Genomic DNA, 15,547 nt, shown 5'->3' on the forward strand with positions numbered 1-15,547 from the left:
CAGGGGAGGGATGGCGCTCCATCACGACCCCGGATTGATCAGCACCCAGTCGCCGTTCTTGATCTCGAGCATTCGGAACGCCGTCAGGTCGAGGCCGAGATGGTCGGTCGGCGACATGTTCACGACGCCGCCGGTGCCCATGAAGCTCTTGGTCTTTTCGATCTCGTCGCGCACCTTGGCTTTGTCGGCGCTCTTGGCGCGCTTCATCGCCTCGACCAGGATCATCAGGCCGTCATAGGCATGACCGCCGAAGGTCGAGACGGGCTGGCCGGTCTTCTGCTCGTAGGTGGTCTTGTAGTCGACCACGACCTTCTTCTGCGGGTCGTTGTCCGGCAGCTTCTCGGCGACGAGCAGCGCCGCTGCCGGCAGCCGCACGCCCTCGGCGGCGGGGCCGGCGAGGGAGATGTACTGCTTGGAGCCGACACCGTGGCTCTCGTACAGCGGCACCTTGATGTCGAGCTGCTTGTAGTTGCGCGTCACGATCGCCGGGCCCTGACCGAAGCCGGGATTGACCACGGCCTGGATTCCCGCCGTGCCTTTGATCTTGGTGAGCTGCGGCGTCATGTCGGTGTCGCCGGGGCCGTAGCTCTCGTCGGCCAGCACCTCGATGCCGTACTTGCCGGTGACGGTCATGCACTGCTGCCGCATGGAGGCGCCGAAGGCGTCCTTGCCGGAGATCATGCCGACCTTGGTGAGGCCGCGCTTCTTGAGATCCTCGAAGATCTTCTCGCATGCCATCAGGTCGGTGTGCGGTGTCTTGAAGTTCCACTTCTTGACCGGCGTGACGGCCTGCACGGCGCCGGCGAAGTTGATCAGCGGCACCTGGGCGTCTTCCGCGAGCGGAATAAGCGCCATGGTCGTCGCCGTGGTCGAGCCGGCGAGCAGCGCGTCGACGCCGTCCTGTTCCAGCGCGCGCGTGCCGAAGGTGCGTGCTTGGTTGGGGTCGCCGCCGTCGTCATAGACGAACAGCTTGATCTGCTGGCCGTTGATGCCGCCCTTGGCGTTGATGTCGGCGACGTACATCTCGATCGTCTTCTTCTCGGGATCGCCGAGGAAGGAGGCGGGGCCGGTGACGGAGAGAATGGCGCCGATCTTGATGTCGGCGTGGGCGGCGCTCGCCGCCGTCAGGAACGCGGCCGCGGCCAGCAGCCTAGGCAGAAGTCTTCCGACGCGTGGTGTCATGGTTTCCTCCCATGGTGGACGTTTCCTCTTCGTGAGCGGCCGTCTTTGTTCGCGGCCGTCTCACTTCAGCGTGGCATCGGGCTTTACGCCGCGCGCTGGCGGCGGAAGCTGGCGATGCGGAACCGATTGGCGACGAATGCCGCATCGGTCAGACAGGCATTGCCGGCGGGATTGGCGCCGGTGACGTGGTAGTCCGAGAACGCGGCGGACTGGTTGACATAGATGCCGCCGGTGAGATTGACCGACAGCGCGACGCCGGAGCGGGCGAAGGCATCGGCCGCTTGATCGATCACCTTGTCGTCAGTCGAATAGAGCGAGGCGGTGATGGCGCCCTTGCGCTTGGTCGATTCCGCCGCGCGGGCGATCGACTCGGCCGTGTCGGCGGTCTTCACCACGAAACTGATCGGCCCGAAGCGCTCCTCGCCCCAGGCGCTGTCGTCCTTGGCGTCGACCGCGAGCACCAGCGGGCTCGCGGTGCGGGCGCCATCGAAGCCGGTCACAGGCACCGCGATGGAATCGCGCACGACGCGGCCGAGCTTGCGCGATGCGGCGACGCGCGCGACGGTCGCCTCGTTCTGCACGGCGCCGAGAATGCCGGCGGCGCGCTCCGGCTCGCCCAGCAGCTTGTCGATGGCGGTGGCGATGCCGGCCGCGACCTCGTCGTAGCTCTTGTGGCCGTCATTGCTCTCGATGCCGGCCGCTGGCACGAAGATGTTCTGCGGCGCCGTGCACATCTGGCCGGAATAGAGCGACAGCGAGAAGGCGATGTTGCCGCACATGCCGCGGAAGTCGCTGGTCGAGTCGATAACGATCGGATTGATGCCAGCCTCTTCGGTGAAGACGAGATCGGTCGCGGCGTGCTCGCGCACCCAGGCACCGAAGGCCGGACCGCCGGTGAAGTCGACCATGGCGACGTCCGGATGGGTGACAAAATCCTTGGTCGACGGCGCCTCGGCGTCATCGGCGGCAAGCAGCACGACATTCGGATCGAAGCCGGCTTCCTTAAGGACGTCGCGTGCGATCTTCAGTGTGATAGCGAGCGGCAGGATCGCGCCCGGATGCGGCTTGACGATGACCGTATTGCCGGTGGCGAGGCTCGCGAACAGCGCCGGATAGCTGTTCCAGGTCGGGAAGGTGGCGCAGCCGATGATCAGCGATACGCCGCGCGGAATGACGCGCCAGACTTTGTCGAGTACGATCGGCTCGCCCTTGCCTTGCGGCTTTGTCCATTCTGCCGTCGCCGGCACGCGCGCCATTTCATCATAGGCGTAGGCGATCGCTTCGAGCGCACGGTCTTGCGCATGCGGACCGCCGGCCTGAAAGGCCATCATGAAAGCTTGGCCCGTGGTGTGCATCACGGCATTCGCCATCAGGAAGCTCTGGCGGTTGATGCGCTGCACGATTTCAAGACACACGCCGACGCGGGCCTCGATCGAGGCGGCGGCCCATGCCGTGCCCGCCTTACGCGAGGCGTCGATTAAGGTGTTCGCCGACGCCGTCGGATAGGTAATGCCGAGCGCAACGCCGTAGGGAGAGACTTCCTTGCCGGCGTGTTTCTCGTTCGGCTGATCGAGTTCGAACGGCTTGCCGAGCATCGCCTTGAACGCAGCCTCGCCGTCGGCCTTCGCGGTCTCGCCGTAGATCTTGCCGCTGGCGGCTTCCGGAAACGCGCTCCAATACGTGCGCGCGCGACACGCGGCGACGGCACGATCAAGCAGCGCACGATGCGCTTCGAAGAAGCTCATATCATTTCCTCCGGCATTCCTCCGGCGTCCCGCGTTTCGTGAGAGGCCGCGTTGACACCCTGACTTGCTGGCCATATTAATTAGTCGACCGACCGGTCAGTCAAGCATAATATAATTCGGTCACGGCGCCTTTCCGCCACGGCGGAAACCAAAGAAGCGCCGGATCGCGGAGGAAACAACAATGGACGAGACACCTGTCCTCGTCGACCGGCGCCCGGATTTCTGGGTGCTGACGCTCAATCGCCCCCAGCGGCTGAATTCCTTCACGCAGGCCATGCACGTCGCGCTCATGAAAGCGCTGGACGAGGCGGAAGCGCAAGGCTGCCGTGCATTGCTTATCACCGGGGCAGGGCGGGGCTTTTGCGCAGGACAGGACTTGAGCGATCCTATCGCCAAGGGCGATCTAGGCGACACGATCGAGCGCTATTACAATCCGTTGCTGCGCAAATTGCGCAACTTGCCGTTTCCGACCGTGGCCGGTGTCAACGGCGTCGCCGCCGGCGCCGGCGCCAACATCGCCTTCGCCTGCGACATTGTGCTCGCGGCGAAGAGCGCCAACTTCACGCAGGCTTTCGCCAAGATCGGACTGGTTCCCGACAGCGGCGGCACCTGGCTCTTGCCGCGCCTTGCCGGCAGCGCCCGCGCCCGCGGTTTGGCGTTGCTCGCTGAGCCCTTATCGGCTGAGAAAGCCGAAAGCTGGGGTCTGATTTGGAAGGCGGTCGACGACGATAAGCTCATCGCCGAGGCGGAAAAGATTTGCACGCAATTCGGCAGCGGGCCGACCTTCGGACTCGCTCAAATCAAGCGCGCGCTCGACGCCGCCGAGACCAACGATTTCGCGACGCAACTTGATCTCGAGCGCGATCTGCAGCGGGCCGCCGGGCGCTCGCCGGATTACGCCGAGGGCGTGAAGGCCTTTATGGAAAAGCGCGCGCCGGTGTTCACCGGCCGGGAGCGCTGAGCCATGAACGCCGAACAACTTGCCAAAGCCTGCGCCGATGCGATGTGGGCCGAAGACCAGGCCAGCCGCGGCTTGGGGATGGAACTGGTCTCGGTCGGTCCCGGCCGTGCCGAATTGCAGATGACGGTCACGGACCGCATGGTCAACGGCCACAAGATCTGCCACGGCGGCTTCATCTTCACGCTGGCCGATTCCACCTTCGCCTTCGCCTGCAACACCTACAACCAGCGCACCGTGGCGCAGCACTGCGCCGTGACCTTCATCACCGCCGGCAAGCTCGGCGACCGGCTGACGGCGCGCGGCGTCGAAGTGCACCGGCGCGGCCGTTCCGGCATCTACGACATCACCGTCACGCGCCAAGACGGCACGGTGATCGCGGAGTTTCGCGGCCATTCGCGCACCATCGAAGGCGAACTCGTCCCCAATCTCGAAAAGAGCGGCGAAGCCGCCGTTACCCGCTGACCTCGGGAGGACAGCATGCTCGACAAATCCTATCAGCCCTATGGCCTAGAGCCGATCGAACGCGCCTCGCGTGACGAGATCGCTGCGTTGCAGACCGAGCGTTTGAAATGGTCGCTCAAGCACGCCTACGACAATGTAGCCTCGTACAAACAGAAATTCGACGCCGCGGGTGTCCACCCCGACGACTTCAAGTGCCTCGAAGACCTCGCCAAGTTTCCCTTCACCACCAAGCAGGATCTGCGCGCCAATTATCCGTTCGGCATGTTCGCGGTGCCGCAGGACCGTATCGCGCGTATCCATGCCTCCTCCGGCACGACCGGCAAGCCGACGGTGGTCGGCTATACGCTGAACGACATCGACGTCTGGGCGACGGTGATGGCGCGCTCGATCCGCGCCTCGGGTGGCCGGCCGGGCATGAAGGTGCACGTCTCCTACGGCTATGGGCTGTTCACCGGCGGCCTCGGTGCGCATTACGGCGCCGAGAAGCTCGGTTGTGCCGTCATCCCGGTATCCGCCGGCATGACGGAGCGCCAGGTTCAACTGATCTGCGACTTCGCGCCGGACATCATCATGGTGACGCCATCCTATATGCTGGCGATCCTTGATGAATTCCGCGCAAAAGGCATCGACCCGCGCAAGTCGTCGCTGCAGATCGGCATCTTCGGCGCCGAACCATGGACCAATTCGATGCGTGGCGAGATCGAAGCGGCCTTCGACATGGACGCCGTCGATATCTACGGCCTGTCGGAGGTGATGGGGCCGGGCGTCGCCAACGAATGCGTCGAGACCAAGGACGGCCTGCACATCTGGGAGGATCACTTCTATCCCGAGGTGATCGATCCCGTGACCGGTCAGGTGCTGCCGGATGGCGAGCAGGGCGAGTTGGTGTTCACCTCGCTCTCCAAGGAAGCCATGCCCGTGATTCGCTATCGCACGCGCGACCTGACGCGATTGCTGCCTGGTACGGCGCGTTCGATGCGCCGCATGCAGAAGGTGACCGGCCGCTCCGATGACATGATGATCGTGCGCGGCGTCAATGTGTTCCCGACGCAGATCGAGGAGCAGTTGTTGCGCTGCGACGGTCTTGCGCCGCATTTCTACATCGAGCTCTACCGCGAACACCGGCTCGACAGCGTGCGCGTGCATGTCGAGGCGCGCGCCGAACATGCGGACGAAGCCTCGCGTGCGGCGCAGGCGGCGCTGTTGAAGGCGCACGTGCGCAGCGTCGTCGGCATCGGCGTCGAGGTCGAGGTCGCCGATCCCGGCGGCATCGAGCGCTCGATGGGCAAGGCCAGGCGCGTCGTCGACAAGCGACCGAAGGATTGATCGATGCGGCAGTGTTGCAAATCCTCCGCTCGTCCCCGCGAAAGCGGGGACCCAGCTGGACCTGGCGGCTCAGCGCTGGATTCCCGCGTGCGCGGGAATGAGCGGAGTGCGGAGCGACCTAACGGAAACGAACTCTGATGGCGCGTCCACGTTCAGCGGATTACGACGACAAACGACAGGCGATCCTTAGCCATTCGGCTGCGGTCTTCGCCAAGCATGGCTATGACCGCGCGTCGATGGCCGAGGTGGCGCAGGCCTGCGGCGTGTCGAAGGCGCTGCTCTATCACTACTACGTCAACAAGGCGGAGTTGCTGTTCGATATCCTGCACGCGCATCTGCAGGTGCTGGTCGATGCCGTACACGCGGTCGACAAGACCTTGCCGCCGCGAGAGCGGTTGCGTGGCCTGGTCGGAGCATTGCTCGAGGCCTATCGCGACGCCGACAACGAGCACAAGATTCAGCTCAACGAGCTGAGCAAGCTGCCGCCGAAGCGCCAGAAGGTGCTGACCGACATGGAGCGCGATCTGGTGCGCGTGTTCGCCGACACGATCGCGGCGGTGAATCCGGCATTGGCGGGCGATGCGCTGCTGAAGCCGGTGACCATGTCGCTGTTCGGCATGATCAACTGGCACTATATGTGGTTCCGCGACGGCAGGGCGCTGACGCGCGGCGACTATGCCGATCTGGTCACGACGCTGCTGGTCGAGGGGGCGGCCGCTCTGACCGCGCCGGCGCCGATGAAGGCCAAGCGAACCGCGCGCGCCTAACTGAGCCACCAGCACTGCCTCTCTCCGTCACCCTGAGGTGGTCGCGCACAGCGCGACCCGCGAAGGGCGACGGCCCCGGCCGTTCATCCTTCGAGGCTCCCTTCGCTCGCACTTCAGGATGACGGGACTAAACCTGATCGAAATCCAGCGCGACTTTCGGCGTTATCGGATGCGACTGGCAGGTCAGCACGTAGCCCGCCTCGAGCTCCCACGGCTCCAATGAGTAATTGGTGTCCATGCGGACTTCGCCGCTCGTCACCTTCGCCCGACACGTACAGCACATGCCGCCGCGGCAGGAGTAGGGCATATCGAGCCCCGCGCGCAGGCCCGCGTCGACCACGGTCTCTCCGCCGCGCACGGCAATGCTGTGGTGCGAGCCATTGAGCACGATGTCGACATTGGCCTCTTGCGCGTCCGCGGCGCTATAGGGCGCCTGGGTGGTGATCGGCGAGCCGTCGGTCGAGAAATACTCGACGTGGATGCGCTCGGCGGGCACACCGGCGCGCGTGAGTGCTGCCTTGCCGTCCTCGATCAGGCCGCCGGGGCCACACAGAAAAGCGTGATCGATGCCGCCCTGCGGTAGTGTGCGCAACAGCGTGTCCAGCTTGCCGCCATCGATGTGTCCGTCGAGCAAGCCGATCTCCTGGCGCTCGCGCGACAATACATGGTGCACCGTGAAGCGCTCCATGAAACGGTCCTTCACGTCCTCGAGCGCTTCGCGGAAGATGATGCTCTGGGTGGTGCGGTTGCCGTAGATCAGGACGACGCGGCTTTTCGGCTCGTGCGTCAGGACGGTGCGCAGGATCGACATGATGGGCGTGATGCCCGAACCAGCAACGATGGCGACGTAGGTACGCGTCGCATTTGGGTCGACGGCTACGCCGAACCGGCCCTGCGGCGTCATCACGTCGATGGCGTCGCCCTTTTTGATCGCCTCGTTGGCAAGCGTCGAGAACAGGCCGCCGTCGACCTTCTTCACCGCGACGCGCAGTTCGTTGTCGTCCGGCGACACGCAGATCGAATAGGACCGCCGCACCTCGGCGCCGTTGACCTCCGTGCGTAAGGTCAGGTGCTGGCCGGGCGTGAATCGGTACGCATCCTTCAACTCGCGTGGCACGGCGAAGGCGATCGACACCGCTTCTGGCGTCTCTCGCCGCACGTCCGCCACCGTCAGGCGATGGAATTCGATGGCCATGGCGTCCTCAAATGCATTTGAAATAGTCGAACGGCTCACTGCACGCCTTGCAACGCCACAGCGCCTTGCAAGCGGTCGAGCCGAATTCGGAGATGCGCTGCGTATCGTTCGAGCCGCAATGCGGGCAGGCGACCTTGTCTTCGCCGAACAGCGCGCGCCGGCCGGCTTTGGCGACCGGTGGGGCGATGCCGTATTGGCGCAGCTTGGCTTTGCCCTGTTCGGTCATCCAATCGGTGGTCCAGGCCGGCGACAGCACGGTGGTGACCTTGTGCTTGGCGAAGCCTGCCTTTTCCAGCGCCAGCTCGATCTCGAGCGCGATCATGTTCATCGCCGGGCAGCCGGAGTAGGTCGGCGTAATCACCGCCTCGACAGTGCCGTTCTCGACCCTGATGTCACGCAGCACGCCGAGATCGGCAATGCTGAGCACCGGGATTTCCGGATCGGCGACGCTCGCCGCGGCGGTCCAGGCGCGGTCGCGCAGATCGCTATCGCGCAAGGCGCTCGCCATCACGCTCACCACGTTGCGCCGGGATAAGCGCGCTGCAGGAACTGCAACTCGGACAGAATGTGGCCGAGATGCTCGCTGTGCCGCCCGGCGCGTCCGCCGCTCTGCATATAGCCGTCGCGCGGCCGAACCAAGGTGGCTTCGCCCAGCACATCGTCCATCGTCTTGTTCCATAGGGCGCGCAAGGGTGCCGGGTCGACGGCGACACCGATGTCGATCAGCGCGCGCTCAATCGGGTCGACTTCGAATATTTCGCCGGTATACGGCCACAGCTCTTCGAGCGCGTCTTGCGCGCGCGCGTGGCTCTCGTCGGTGCCGTCGCCGAGGCGGATGGTCCATTCGGCGGCGTGGCGCACATGATAGGCCATCTCCTTTGCCGCCTTGGCCGCGATGGCGGCGAGCGTTTCGTCCTTCGAAGCGGCCAGCGCCTCAAAATAAGGATGCGCGAAGGCGGCGTAGAGAAATTGCCGGACCATCGTGTTGGCGAAGTCGCCGTTCGGCTGCTCGACCAGCAGCAGGTTCCGGTAATCGCCGGCATCACGCAGATAAGCGAGCGCGTCCTCGTCGCGGCCTTTGCCTTCGACCTCACCGGCATAAGCATAGAGCGCACGCGCCTGACCGATGAGGTCGAGGCCCATATTGCCAAAGGCGAGATCTTCCTCGATCACGGGCGAATGTCCGACCCATTCGGACAGCCGATGGCCGAGGATGAGCGCCGTATCGGCGAGCCGCAGCGTGTATTGGAAGAGCGGTGCGTCGGTCATGGTTGCCATTGCCTTGGTCCGTCACCCTGAGGTGGCTTCGCGTAGCGAAGCCCTCGAAGGGTCTCTGATTCTCAATCGCGCACGCGTCCGACTCAGAACTCCTTCGAGGCGCGGCTGAAGGCGCGCACCTCAGGACGACGGGCGAAGCTCACATATGCCCGACGTCGTCGGGGATGTCGTAGAAGGTCGGGTGCCGGTAGATCTTCGTCGCGGTCGGTTCGAACATCATGTCCTTGTCGGCCGGGTCCGATGCCGTGATCGCGTTCGACGGCACAACCCATACCGACAGGCCTTCGCCGCGCCGCGTATAGGTGTCGCGCGCGGCATGCAGCGCCATCGTCGCATCCACCGCGTGCACGCTGCCGACGTGGCGATGCGCCAGCCCGTTGCGCGTGCGGATGAAGACTTCCCACAGCGGCCAGTTCTTGTCGCTCATATTTCCTCTCCTATTCGGCCGCGACGCGATGGGCGGCTTCGGCGCGTTGTTGGCGCTTATTGGCGTAAGCGAGCGCCGCCGCGCGCACCCACGCATTGTTGTCGTGTTTGGCGCGCATCTGCTTCATACGCTGACGGTTGCACGGCCCGTCGCCGGCGATGACGCGTTTGAACTCGGTCCAGTCGATCTCGCCGAAATCCCAATGCTGCGTCGTCTCGTTGAAGGTCAGTGCCGGGTCGGGGAAGGTGAGGCCCAGGAAGTGCCCTTGCGGCACCGTGGCGTCGATGAATTTCTGCCGCAGTTCGTCATTGGTGAAGCGCTTGATCTTCCAGCGCATGGCGGTCTCGGTGTGCTGGCTGTCCTTGTCGGACGGGCCGAACATCATCAGCACCGGCCACCACCATCGGTTCAGCGCTTCCTGCGCCATCGCCTTCTGCTCCGGCGTGCCGCGGCAGAGCGCCAGCATGATTTCGTAGCCCTGGCGCTGGTGGAAGCTCTCTTCCTTACAGACGCGGATCATTGCCCGCGCATAAGGGCCGTAGCTGCAGCGGCACAGCGGGATCTGGTTCATGATCGCCGCGCCGTCGACCAGCCAGCCGATGATGCCGATATCGGCCCAGCTCAGCGTCGGGTAGTTGAAGATCGAGGAATACTTCGCTTTGCCGCTGAGCAACTCGTCTTCAAGGTCCTCGCGCGCGGCGCCCAAGGTTTCGGCGGCGGCGTAGAGATAGGCGCCGTGGCCGCCTTCGTCCTGCACCTTGGCGAGCAGCGCGGCTTTTCGCTTCAAAGAAGGAGCGCGGGTGATCCAGTTGCCTTCCGGCAGCATGCCGACGATTTCGGAATGCGCATGCTGGCTGATCTGGCGAATGAGCGTGCGCCGATACTGCTCCGGCATCCAGTCGTTGGGCTCGATCCGCTCCTCGGCATCGATGCGCGCCTGGAAGCGCTTCTCACGCTCCGGATCGGACGCAGTGCGGGCGGGCTCGGCGGCGCTGTTGAGCGCTTGCGTGTACATCGGCGTCTCCTGTGAGCCGGCGTTCGATCGCCGTGATCTTATTGGTGACCATTATGTTACGATAATTTATAACGTCAATAAATTTCGTAACATGTTTTGTGACGAAGCCACCCGGGCCAATGCCCGAAGCCGGCTCATTCGGCCGCGAAACGCCGGTTAAAGCCTTCTTGTGGCTGAGGAATTGGGCCGTTCTGGTCCTGAGCGTGGACGTTCAGGAAGGCCTCGGAGGGAGCCACCAGCCGGCGGTAGATGCGGCCGGCGAGCGTCCGGGCTGCCGCTCCCGGCCAATCCGGAGGCAAGAGTGCATCCGGGAGCCCGGGGTCGCGCAGTACGATGCGGCGGAATTCGTGAATGAGCAGGATGCGCGAGACCAGTGCGTCGCTGCTCTCGACCGGGCCGCCGGCGGCAAGGGCGATGTCGAGCGGCGTGAACCGGGCGATGAAGGCCCGATAGGAAGCAGCCAGCGGCCCGAGCTTCCAGGCCGCGTCCGCCAAGGCATGCATGTCGTCGGCGGGATTGGCATGCACCAGGAACAAGCCTTCGGTGTCGGGCAGGGCGGGCGAGGGATCGGCGTAAGCGACGTACGTTGTCGGCGTCAGCGCCGCGAAGCCCGCGCGCTCGAGCGCCGGCCGTATCGCCGGACGGTCGTCGACGCCCGGCCCCAATAGCGCGAGCCGCAAGCGGCCGTCGAAGGCGGGTGTATGCGTGAAGTAAATGCGCTGCGTGGCGGTGATGAACGAGCCTTCCTCGCGGCGCGTCAGCCGGTAGTAGCTGTTGCGGCCGATGCGCTCGCGCTCCAGCCAGCCGTCGGCGGTCAGGCGCGACATCGCAGTGCGCACATGGCCCGCGTCGATGCGGAACAGAGCCATGATCTCGGTAAGCGAACCGAGCCAGAGCCTGCCGCCCCGCGGCACGATGGCATCGCCATACAGCGTGATGATCAGCGACCACGCCCGAACCCGCCGTTGCTCGTGGAAATCGTCGAGCAGCGCGGCGGTGGCGGCGGATACCGTCTTGGGCTGATGCGGGCGCAGCGTCCGCTCCCTGAAAATGCGATGGTCGGAGGTATCGCACGCAGCCTGTCGCCGCAAGCCGCAGGGAACCGAGGCTCGCTGCCATCCGTTGAGTCGGGTCTCTTCGGTGTGGAGTAGCGTCATGGCGCCGCGTGCTTATTGGAAGGGTTACCTCCGGCTTTCTCTCGTGTCCTGCCCGATCCAGCTTTTTCCCGCGACGTCCGAGCGCGAGAAGGTTCGGTTCCACCAGATCAACAAGAACACCGGCAACCGCATCCGCTATCAGAAAATCGATGCCGAGAGCGGCGACGAGGTGGCCGCCGAAGACATCGTCAAGGGCTACGAGATTTCCAAAGGCGAATATGTCGAGGTCGAGCCGGATGAGCTTGACGCCGTGGAGATCGAATCCAATCGCATGATCGACATCGACGAGTTCGTGCCGAAGAAGGAAATCGACGAGCTCTATCTCAATACGCCGTATTACATCGTACCAGACGGCGAGGTCGGGGCGCAGGCGTTCGCCGTCATTCGCGAGGCGGTGAAGAAGGAAGGCATGGTCGCGCTGGCGAAGATCGTGTTCACCAACCGTGAACACATCATCGCCCTCGAGCCGCGCGGCAAGGGCCTCATGGGCATGACGTTGCGCTACCCTTACGAAATCCGCGACGAGAAGGACTATTTCGACGACATCCCGGACGAGAGCGTGCCGAAAGACATGCTGGAACTCGCCACCCACATCGTTCACAGCAAGGCAGGCCACTTCAAGCCGGATAAATTCCACGACAAGTACGAAAGCGCGCTGCGCGATCTGATCAAGCGCAAGCAGCATGGCGAAAAGATCGAGGCGCCCAAGGAACGGGAGCCGGCGAAGGTCATCGATCTGATGGACGCGCTACGCCGGAGTGCAAAAGGCGCCAAGGCCACGCCGGCGCGGCGCGGCGCCCGCCGTGGCGGCACGCGGACAGCGAAGAAGTCGTCACGCTCGACGGCGCGGCACCGCAAGGCGGGCTAGTTCACAGCCTCTTCTTTTTCGCCTTCTTCCGCTTCAGCGAAACGACCGTGGCGCTTTCGCCGGCGCTGCGCCGGAGCGCTTCTTTCAGGCTTCCGGGCCGGCCGTGCTTCCGCAGCAGATCGCGGAATGCCTCGTCGGCCAAATCCTGGAAATCCATCATGCGATCCTTCGCCAGCATGTCGAGCGCGGCCCAGGTCTCCTCGTCGAACGTCACGCGCTTGCCGGGCATGATGTGCCCCCCCCTTTTGCCGATGCTCACCCTAGCAAAAAAAAGACCCCGGTACGCGGACCGGGGTCAGTGGAATTGTCGAGCCCTGGGGGGAGGGGGAAATAGTCAGGACTCGTGGGATAACCGGCTGTTTGCCGTTTCGTTCCGGCCTCAGACGGCCGCCTGCATGTTGACACTGGTCTCCGCGAGCTTGGACAGCTTTGCGTCGGTAGCCTTCTCTTCTTGGAGCGTTTCGGCCAGCACGCTGGCGCAGTCGTCGCGTCCCAGCTGGTGCGCCCAGGCCATCAGCGTGCCGTAGCGCGAGATCTCATAGTGTTCGACCGCCTGCGCCGCCGCGACGAGGGCGGCATCGAGGACCTGCTTGTCGGCGGTGTTGCCCGCGATCTCTTGCGCCTCGTCGATGATGCCGTCGATGGCCGGGCAGTCGACGCCCTTCGGCTCCTGGCCGTGCATTTTGAATACCTGCTCCAGCCGCTTGATCTGACCTTTGGTCTCGTCAAGGTGGGTCTTGAATGCCGTTTTGACTTGGCTGCTCGAGGCTTTCTCGATCATCTCCGGCAGCGTCTTGGCGATCTGCTGTTCGGCGTAATAAATGTCCTGCAGTGTATGGACGAACAGGTTGTCGAGCGTCTTGATATCCTTGGTGAACAGACCCATGGGTTCCTCCGGCTTTTGGGTTGGTGTCAGTTCATTAATGGTCGGTCCTTATGTTCGTTCCGCTTGGATGTGAGCGTTTACGACATCGGAAGGCCATTCAAAGGTCCGGGCTGGCGTCGGCCAGCGAGGAGAATCTTCCGCCGTCGCGTCACACAACTGCCATCTAGCGAAGGCACTCATGCCGGCCTATGCGACGGCGCACGAGATGTCATCGAGGACAACGTAAGAGCTAAGGCCGATTGGCAATCGTGAGCGGCGCGGGGAAGGACCTACAAATCTCATGAGCGAACAGACTTCGCGCAGCGCGGCGCCGAAGGCGAGGCGTGCGGTGATGGCCTGGAGCGTCGCGGCTGCGGCGGTGCTCGGTCTCGGTGCGGCCGTGTGGCTTGGTCCGCAGTCCACGCAGACGGCCGACCATGCCGACCTGGAGCCGCAACAGATCGAGGCGGTCAAGGATTTTGCGACCTCGGCGATGCGCGCCGGCAATCCAAACTTCTTGGTGTCTATGGGCGCGACCGTGCCGCAAAGCGTGGCGCTGCAGGACATGCCGCGGGCGCTCGGCGACGCGCTGCCCGCCTATATTAACGACCAGTATGTTGTCGTCGCCAATCGGTTTGTGATTGTCGCGCGGAATACGCGGCGGATCGTCGCCATCGTGCCGGCGGGCTAAAAGGCTGCCGCCGGCTTAGTGGTGTGTCGCAAAAGCCTGGTCACGCGGGCTTGGGCGGAGGGCCGCGACCTTCGCCGTCGCGAGCGGCAGCACGTTCGGCTGCGGCGCCTTCAACTCCTGCATGAAGCCGGCGAACCACGCATGGATCGAATGCTGCAGGAGGGTCTGCATCATCGATTGCCAGCGCTCGCGACGTTCGCAGCGCGGCATGGCGAGGGCCGTGACAAGACGCTGCGCCATGCCGTCGACGTCGCGTGGATCGACGAGGAGGGCGCCGTTGAGTTCGCAAGCCGCGCCGGCGAATTTCGAAAGGACCAGTACGCCTGGATCGTCCGGGTTCTGAGCGGCGACATACTCCTTCGCCACTAGGTTCATGCCGTCCTGCATCGGCGTGATCAGGCCGATGGAAGAGGCGCGGTAGAACCCGGCCAGGGACGCCTGGCAGTACCCCTTGTTGAGATAGCGGATCGGCGTCCAATCGACTTCGCCGTGGCGGCCGTTGACCTCACCGACGAGCGCCGACAGGTCATGCTGCAAGCCGCGGTACGCCTCGATATTGGTGCGCGACGGCACCGCGATCTGCAGCAAAGACAACCGCCGCTTGAGATCGGGCTGCGTTGTCAGCAGCCGGTCAAAAGCCTGAATGCGCGGCACGAGGCCCTTCGAATAATCGACGCGGTCGACGCCGATAACGAGCGCCGAGTCGGCGACGCTCTGGCGCAGCCGTCGCACTTCCTCGTCGTTCGCCGCCTTACGCGCGCTCTCGGCGAACGCTTCTGCGTCGATGCCGATCGGGAAGGTGCCGAGACGGCAGGTGCCGTGCCGCGTCTTGAAAGTGAGGCCGTGCCCGGGGATCTGCAGATCGTGCCGCAAAAGCTCTGCGAAGTTGTCGCGATCACGATCCGTCTGGAAGCCGATCAAGTTATAGGACAGCATCGCTTCCACGATCTCGCGGATCTGTGGCAGCCGGGTCATGACGCGGCGCTGCGCCCAGGGCGTATGCAGGAAGAAGCCGATTTCCTTGGTGACGCCGAGCGCGCGCAGATCGCGCGCCAACAGAAGGAAGTGATAATCGTGGACCCAGAACGTCGCGTCGTCGCCGCCGAAAGCAGCCAGCGTCCGCGCCATGTAGGCGTTCACTTCGCGATAGCAGACGAAGTCGTCAGCCGATGCGCAGGACAAATCCGCGCGCGAATGGAGAAGGGGCCACAGGGCAGAGTTCGCATAGCCCTCGTAGAAACCGGCGTAATGCTGCTCGGGCAGATCGACCGTAGCGATCGTGCCACGGCCATAGGACTCGACTTGCACCAACGGTGGCGCGCCGGGAACCGCGTTGCGCACGTTGCCGCTCGAACCAAACCAGACGACACCTGACTTTCGGACGGCCGGCAAAAGGGCGGAGGCAAGGCCTCCCATCACAGGTCCACCGGGCGTAACCTTCGCGACCCGATTGGAAACGATGATGTCCACCTGCACACTCCCCCGCGTTCCGCTATTGCGCGACATTTGCCGCGCCACACTTGCCACGTGGATTAACGGACATTCATGCGAGAGGTTCCGTCGCATTCGCAACGAATGCACAAAACATGTCGCGTTGAATTGTCTCGT

At 64.1% G+C, this 15,547-nt stretch carries 17 protein-coding genes; 6 read left to right on the top strand and 11 right to left on the bottom strand.

Features of this window, described 5'->3' with window-relative positions; translation table 11 throughout:
* Positions 1 to 21: 21 nt before the first annotated feature.
* Together DW352_RS25945 and paaN are read right to left on the bottom strand one after the other, a co-directional pair.
* Positions 22 to 1,182, bottom strand: a complete 1,161-nt coding sequence (locus tag DW352_RS25945; RefSeq protein ID WP_115694045.1) for an ABC transporter substrate-binding protein — start codon at positions 1,180 to 1,182, stop codon at positions 22 to 24.
* A gap of 83 nt (positions 1,183 to 1,265) precedes the next feature.
* On the bottom strand, positions 1,266 to 2,927 hold the full coding sequence (gene paaN / locus DW352_RS25950; RefSeq protein WP_115694046.1) for a phenylacetic acid degradation protein PaaN: 1,662 nt from the start codon (positions 2,925 to 2,927) through the stop codon (positions 1,266 to 1,268).
* 181 nt (positions 2,928 to 3,108) lie between these two features.
* Here paaN and paaG point away from each other — a divergent pair, with 181 nt between their 5' ends.
* The 4 genes from paaG (at position 3,109) to DW352_RS25970 (ending at position 6,443) form a co-directional block, all read left to right on the top strand.
* On the top strand, positions 3,109 to 3,888 hold the full coding sequence (gene paaG, locus DW352_RS25955) for a 2-(1,2-epoxy-1,2-dihydrophenyl)acetyl-CoA isomerase PaaG (RefSeq protein WP_115694047.1): 780 nt from the start codon (positions 3,109 to 3,111) through the stop codon (positions 3,886 to 3,888).
* Positions 3,889 to 3,891: 3 nt separating this feature from the next.
* A complete protein-coding gene (paaI, locus tag DW352_RS25960) occupies positions 3,892 to 4,350 on the top strand; it encodes a hydroxyphenylacetyl-CoA thioesterase PaaI (protein WP_115694048.1) in 459 nt (152 codons plus the stop codon).
* A gap of 15 nt (positions 4,351 to 4,365) precedes the next feature.
* Positions 4,366 to 5,676 carry a phenylacetate--CoA ligase PaaK gene (gene paaK, locus DW352_RS25965; protein ID WP_115694049.1) on the top strand — a complete coding sequence of 437 codons (1,311 nt, stop codon included), beginning with the start codon at positions 4,366 to 4,368 and terminating at the stop codon, positions 5,674 to 5,676.
* 137 nt (positions 5,677 to 5,813) lie between these two features.
* The gene (locus tag DW352_RS25970; protein WP_115694050.1) at positions 5,814 to 6,443 is read left to right on the top strand and encodes a TetR/AcrR family transcriptional regulator; all 630 of its coding nucleotides are present in this window, start codon (positions 5,814 to 5,816) and stop codon (positions 6,441 to 6,443) included.
* A gap of 127 nt (positions 6,444 to 6,570) precedes the next feature.
* Here the strand turns inward: DW352_RS25970 and paaE are convergent, their stop codons facing one another.
* The 6 genes from paaE to DW352_RS26000 all read right to left on the bottom strand — a co-directional run bounded on the left by paaE (position 6,571) and on the right by DW352_RS26000 (position 11,515).
* Positions 6,571 to 7,638: a 1,2-phenylacetyl-CoA epoxidase subunit PaaE gene (gene paaE, locus DW352_RS25975; RefSeq protein WP_115694051.1), complete on the bottom strand. Its 1,068-nt coding sequence runs from the start codon at positions 7,636 to 7,638 to the stop codon at positions 6,571 to 6,573.
* Positions 7,639 to 7,645: 7 nt separating this feature from the next.
* On the bottom strand, positions 7,646 to 8,146 hold the full coding sequence (paaD, locus tag DW352_RS25980; RefSeq protein WP_115694610.1) for a 1,2-phenylacetyl-CoA epoxidase subunit PaaD: 501 nt from the start codon (positions 8,144 to 8,146) through the stop codon (positions 7,646 to 7,648).
* Positions 8,147 to 8,151: 5 nt separating this feature from the next.
* Entirely contained in the window at positions 8,152 to 8,907 is a 756-nt protein-coding gene (gene paaC / locus DW352_RS25985; protein WP_425374622.1) for a 1,2-phenylacetyl-CoA epoxidase subunit PaaC, read from the bottom strand.
* A gap of 148 nt (positions 8,908 to 9,055) precedes the next feature.
* Positions 9,056 to 9,343, bottom strand: a complete 288-nt coding sequence (paaB, locus tag DW352_RS25990) for a 1,2-phenylacetyl-CoA epoxidase subunit PaaB (RefSeq protein ID WP_115694053.1) — start codon at positions 9,341 to 9,343, stop codon at positions 9,056 to 9,058.
* A gap of 10 nt (positions 9,344 to 9,353) precedes the next feature.
* Complete coding sequence (gene paaA / locus DW352_RS25995) at positions 9,354 to 10,358, bottom strand: 1,2-phenylacetyl-CoA epoxidase subunit PaaA (RefSeq protein WP_115694054.1); 1,005 nt, start codon at positions 10,356 to 10,358, stop codon at positions 9,354 to 9,356.
* Positions 10,359 to 10,492: 134 nt separating this feature from the next.
* Positions 10,493 to 11,515 (bottom strand): PaaX family transcriptional regulator C-terminal domain-containing protein, encoded by a 1,023-nt coding sequence (locus DW352_RS26000; protein WP_115694055.1) that lies wholly within the window; start codon positions 11,513 to 11,515, stop codon positions 10,493 to 10,495.
* On the opposite strand from DW352_RS26000, the gene ku reads away from it, so the two are divergent.
* Complete coding sequence (gene ku / locus DW352_RS26005) at positions 11,514 to 12,383, top strand: non-homologous end joining protein Ku (RefSeq protein WP_115694056.1); 870 nt, start codon at positions 11,514 to 11,516, stop codon at positions 12,381 to 12,383. The two genes, DW352_RS26000 and ku, sit on opposite strands and share 2 nt — an antisense overlap.
* Before the next feature lies 1 nt (position 12,384).
* On the opposite strand, the gene DW352_RS26010 is transcribed toward ku, so the two are convergent.
* Entirely contained in the window at positions 12,385 to 12,612 is a 228-nt protein-coding gene (locus tag DW352_RS26010; protein WP_115694057.1) for a hypothetical protein, read from the bottom strand.
* Positions 12,613 to 12,762: 150 nt separating this feature from the next.
* Complete coding sequence (locus DW352_RS26015; RefSeq protein ID WP_115694058.1) at positions 12,763 to 13,269, bottom strand: YciE/YciF ferroxidase family protein; 507 nt, start codon at positions 13,267 to 13,269, stop codon at positions 12,763 to 12,765.
* A 280-nt stretch (positions 13,270 to 13,549) separates the two neighbouring features.
* Between DW352_RS26015 and DW352_RS26020 the strand changes: the two genes are divergently transcribed.
* Positions 13,550 to 13,939, top strand: coding sequence for a DUF1236 domain-containing protein (locus DW352_RS26020; protein ID WP_115694059.1), 390 nt, complete (start codon positions 13,550 to 13,552; stop codon positions 13,937 to 13,939).
* A gap of 15 nt (positions 13,940 to 13,954) precedes the next feature.
* Here DW352_RS26020 and DW352_RS26025 read toward each other — a convergent pair whose 3' ends face one another.
* Positions 13,955 to 15,445, bottom strand: a complete 1,491-nt coding sequence (locus DW352_RS26025; RefSeq protein WP_115694060.1) for an alpha,alpha-trehalose-phosphate synthase (UDP-forming) — start codon at positions 15,443 to 15,445, stop codon at positions 13,955 to 13,957.
* Positions 15,446 to 15,547 lie beyond the last annotated feature (102 nt).

The sequence above is a fragment of the Pseudolabrys taiwanensis genome, assembly GCF_003367395.1.
Taxonomy (GTDB): domain Bacteria; phylum Pseudomonadota; class Alphaproteobacteria; order Rhizobiales; family Xanthobacteraceae; genus Pseudolabrys; species Pseudolabrys taiwanensis.

Excerpts from the sequence above, each read along its gene's own strand:
- DW352_RS25945 (WP_115694045.1), bottom strand. The coding sequence starts at position 1,182 with ATGACACCACGCGTCGGAAGACTTCTGCCTAGGCTGCTGGCCGCGGCC.
- paaN (WP_115694046.1), bottom strand. The coding sequence starts at position 2,927 with ATGAGCTTCTTCGAAGCGCATCGTGCGCTGCTTGATCGTGCCGTCGCC.
- paaG (WP_115694047.1), top strand. The coding sequence starts at position 3,109 with ATGGACGAGACACCTGTCCTCGTCGACCGGCGCCCGGATTTCTGGGTG.
- paaI (WP_115694048.1), top strand. The coding sequence starts at position 3,892 with ATGAACGCCGAACAACTTGCCAAAGCCTGCGCCGATGCGATGTGGGCC.
- paaK (WP_115694049.1), top strand. The coding sequence starts at position 4,366 with ATGCTCGACAAATCCTATCAGCCCTATGGCCTAGAGCCGATCGAACGC.
- DW352_RS25970 (WP_115694050.1), top strand. The coding sequence starts at position 5,814 with ATGGCGCGTCCACGTTCAGCGGATTACGACGACAAACGACAGGCGATC.
- paaE (WP_115694051.1), bottom strand. The coding sequence starts at position 7,638 with ATGGCCATCGAATTCCATCGCCTGACGGTGGCGGACGTGCGGCGAGAG.
- paaD (WP_115694610.1), bottom strand. The coding sequence starts at position 8,146 with ATGGCGAGCGCCTTGCGCGATAGCGATCTGCGCGACCGCGCCTGGACC.
- paaC (WP_425374622.1), bottom strand. The coding sequence starts at position 8,907 with ATGACCGACGCACCGCTCTTCCAATACACGCTGCGGCTCGCCGATACG.
- paaB (WP_115694053.1), bottom strand. The coding sequence starts at position 9,343 with ATGAGCGACAAGAACTGGCCGCTGTGGGAAGTCTTCATCCGCACGCGC.
- paaA (WP_115694054.1), bottom strand. The coding sequence starts at position 10,358 with ATGTACACGCAAGCGCTCAACAGCGCCGCCGAGCCCGCCCGCACTGCG.
- ku (WP_115694056.1), top strand. The coding sequence starts at position 11,514 with ATGGCGCCGCGTGCTTATTGGAAGGGTTACCTCCGGCTTTCTCTCGTG.
- DW352_RS26000 (WP_115694055.1), bottom strand. The coding sequence starts at position 11,515 with ATGACGCTACTCCACACCGAAGAGACCCGACTCAACGGATGGCAGCGA.
- DW352_RS26010 (WP_115694057.1), bottom strand. The coding sequence starts at position 12,612 with ATGCCCGGCAAGCGCGTGACGTTCGACGAGGAGACCTGGGCCGCGCTC.
- DW352_RS26015 (WP_115694058.1), bottom strand. The coding sequence starts at position 13,269 with ATGGGTCTGTTCACCAAGGATATCAAGACGCTCGACAACCTGTTCGTC.
- DW352_RS26020 (WP_115694059.1), top strand. The coding sequence starts at position 13,550 with ATGAGCGAACAGACTTCGCGCAGCGCGGCGCCGAAGGCGAGGCGTGCG.
- DW352_RS26025 (WP_115694060.1), bottom strand. The coding sequence starts at position 15,445 with ATGTCGCGCAATAGCGGAACGCGGGGGAGTGTGCAGGTGGACATCATC.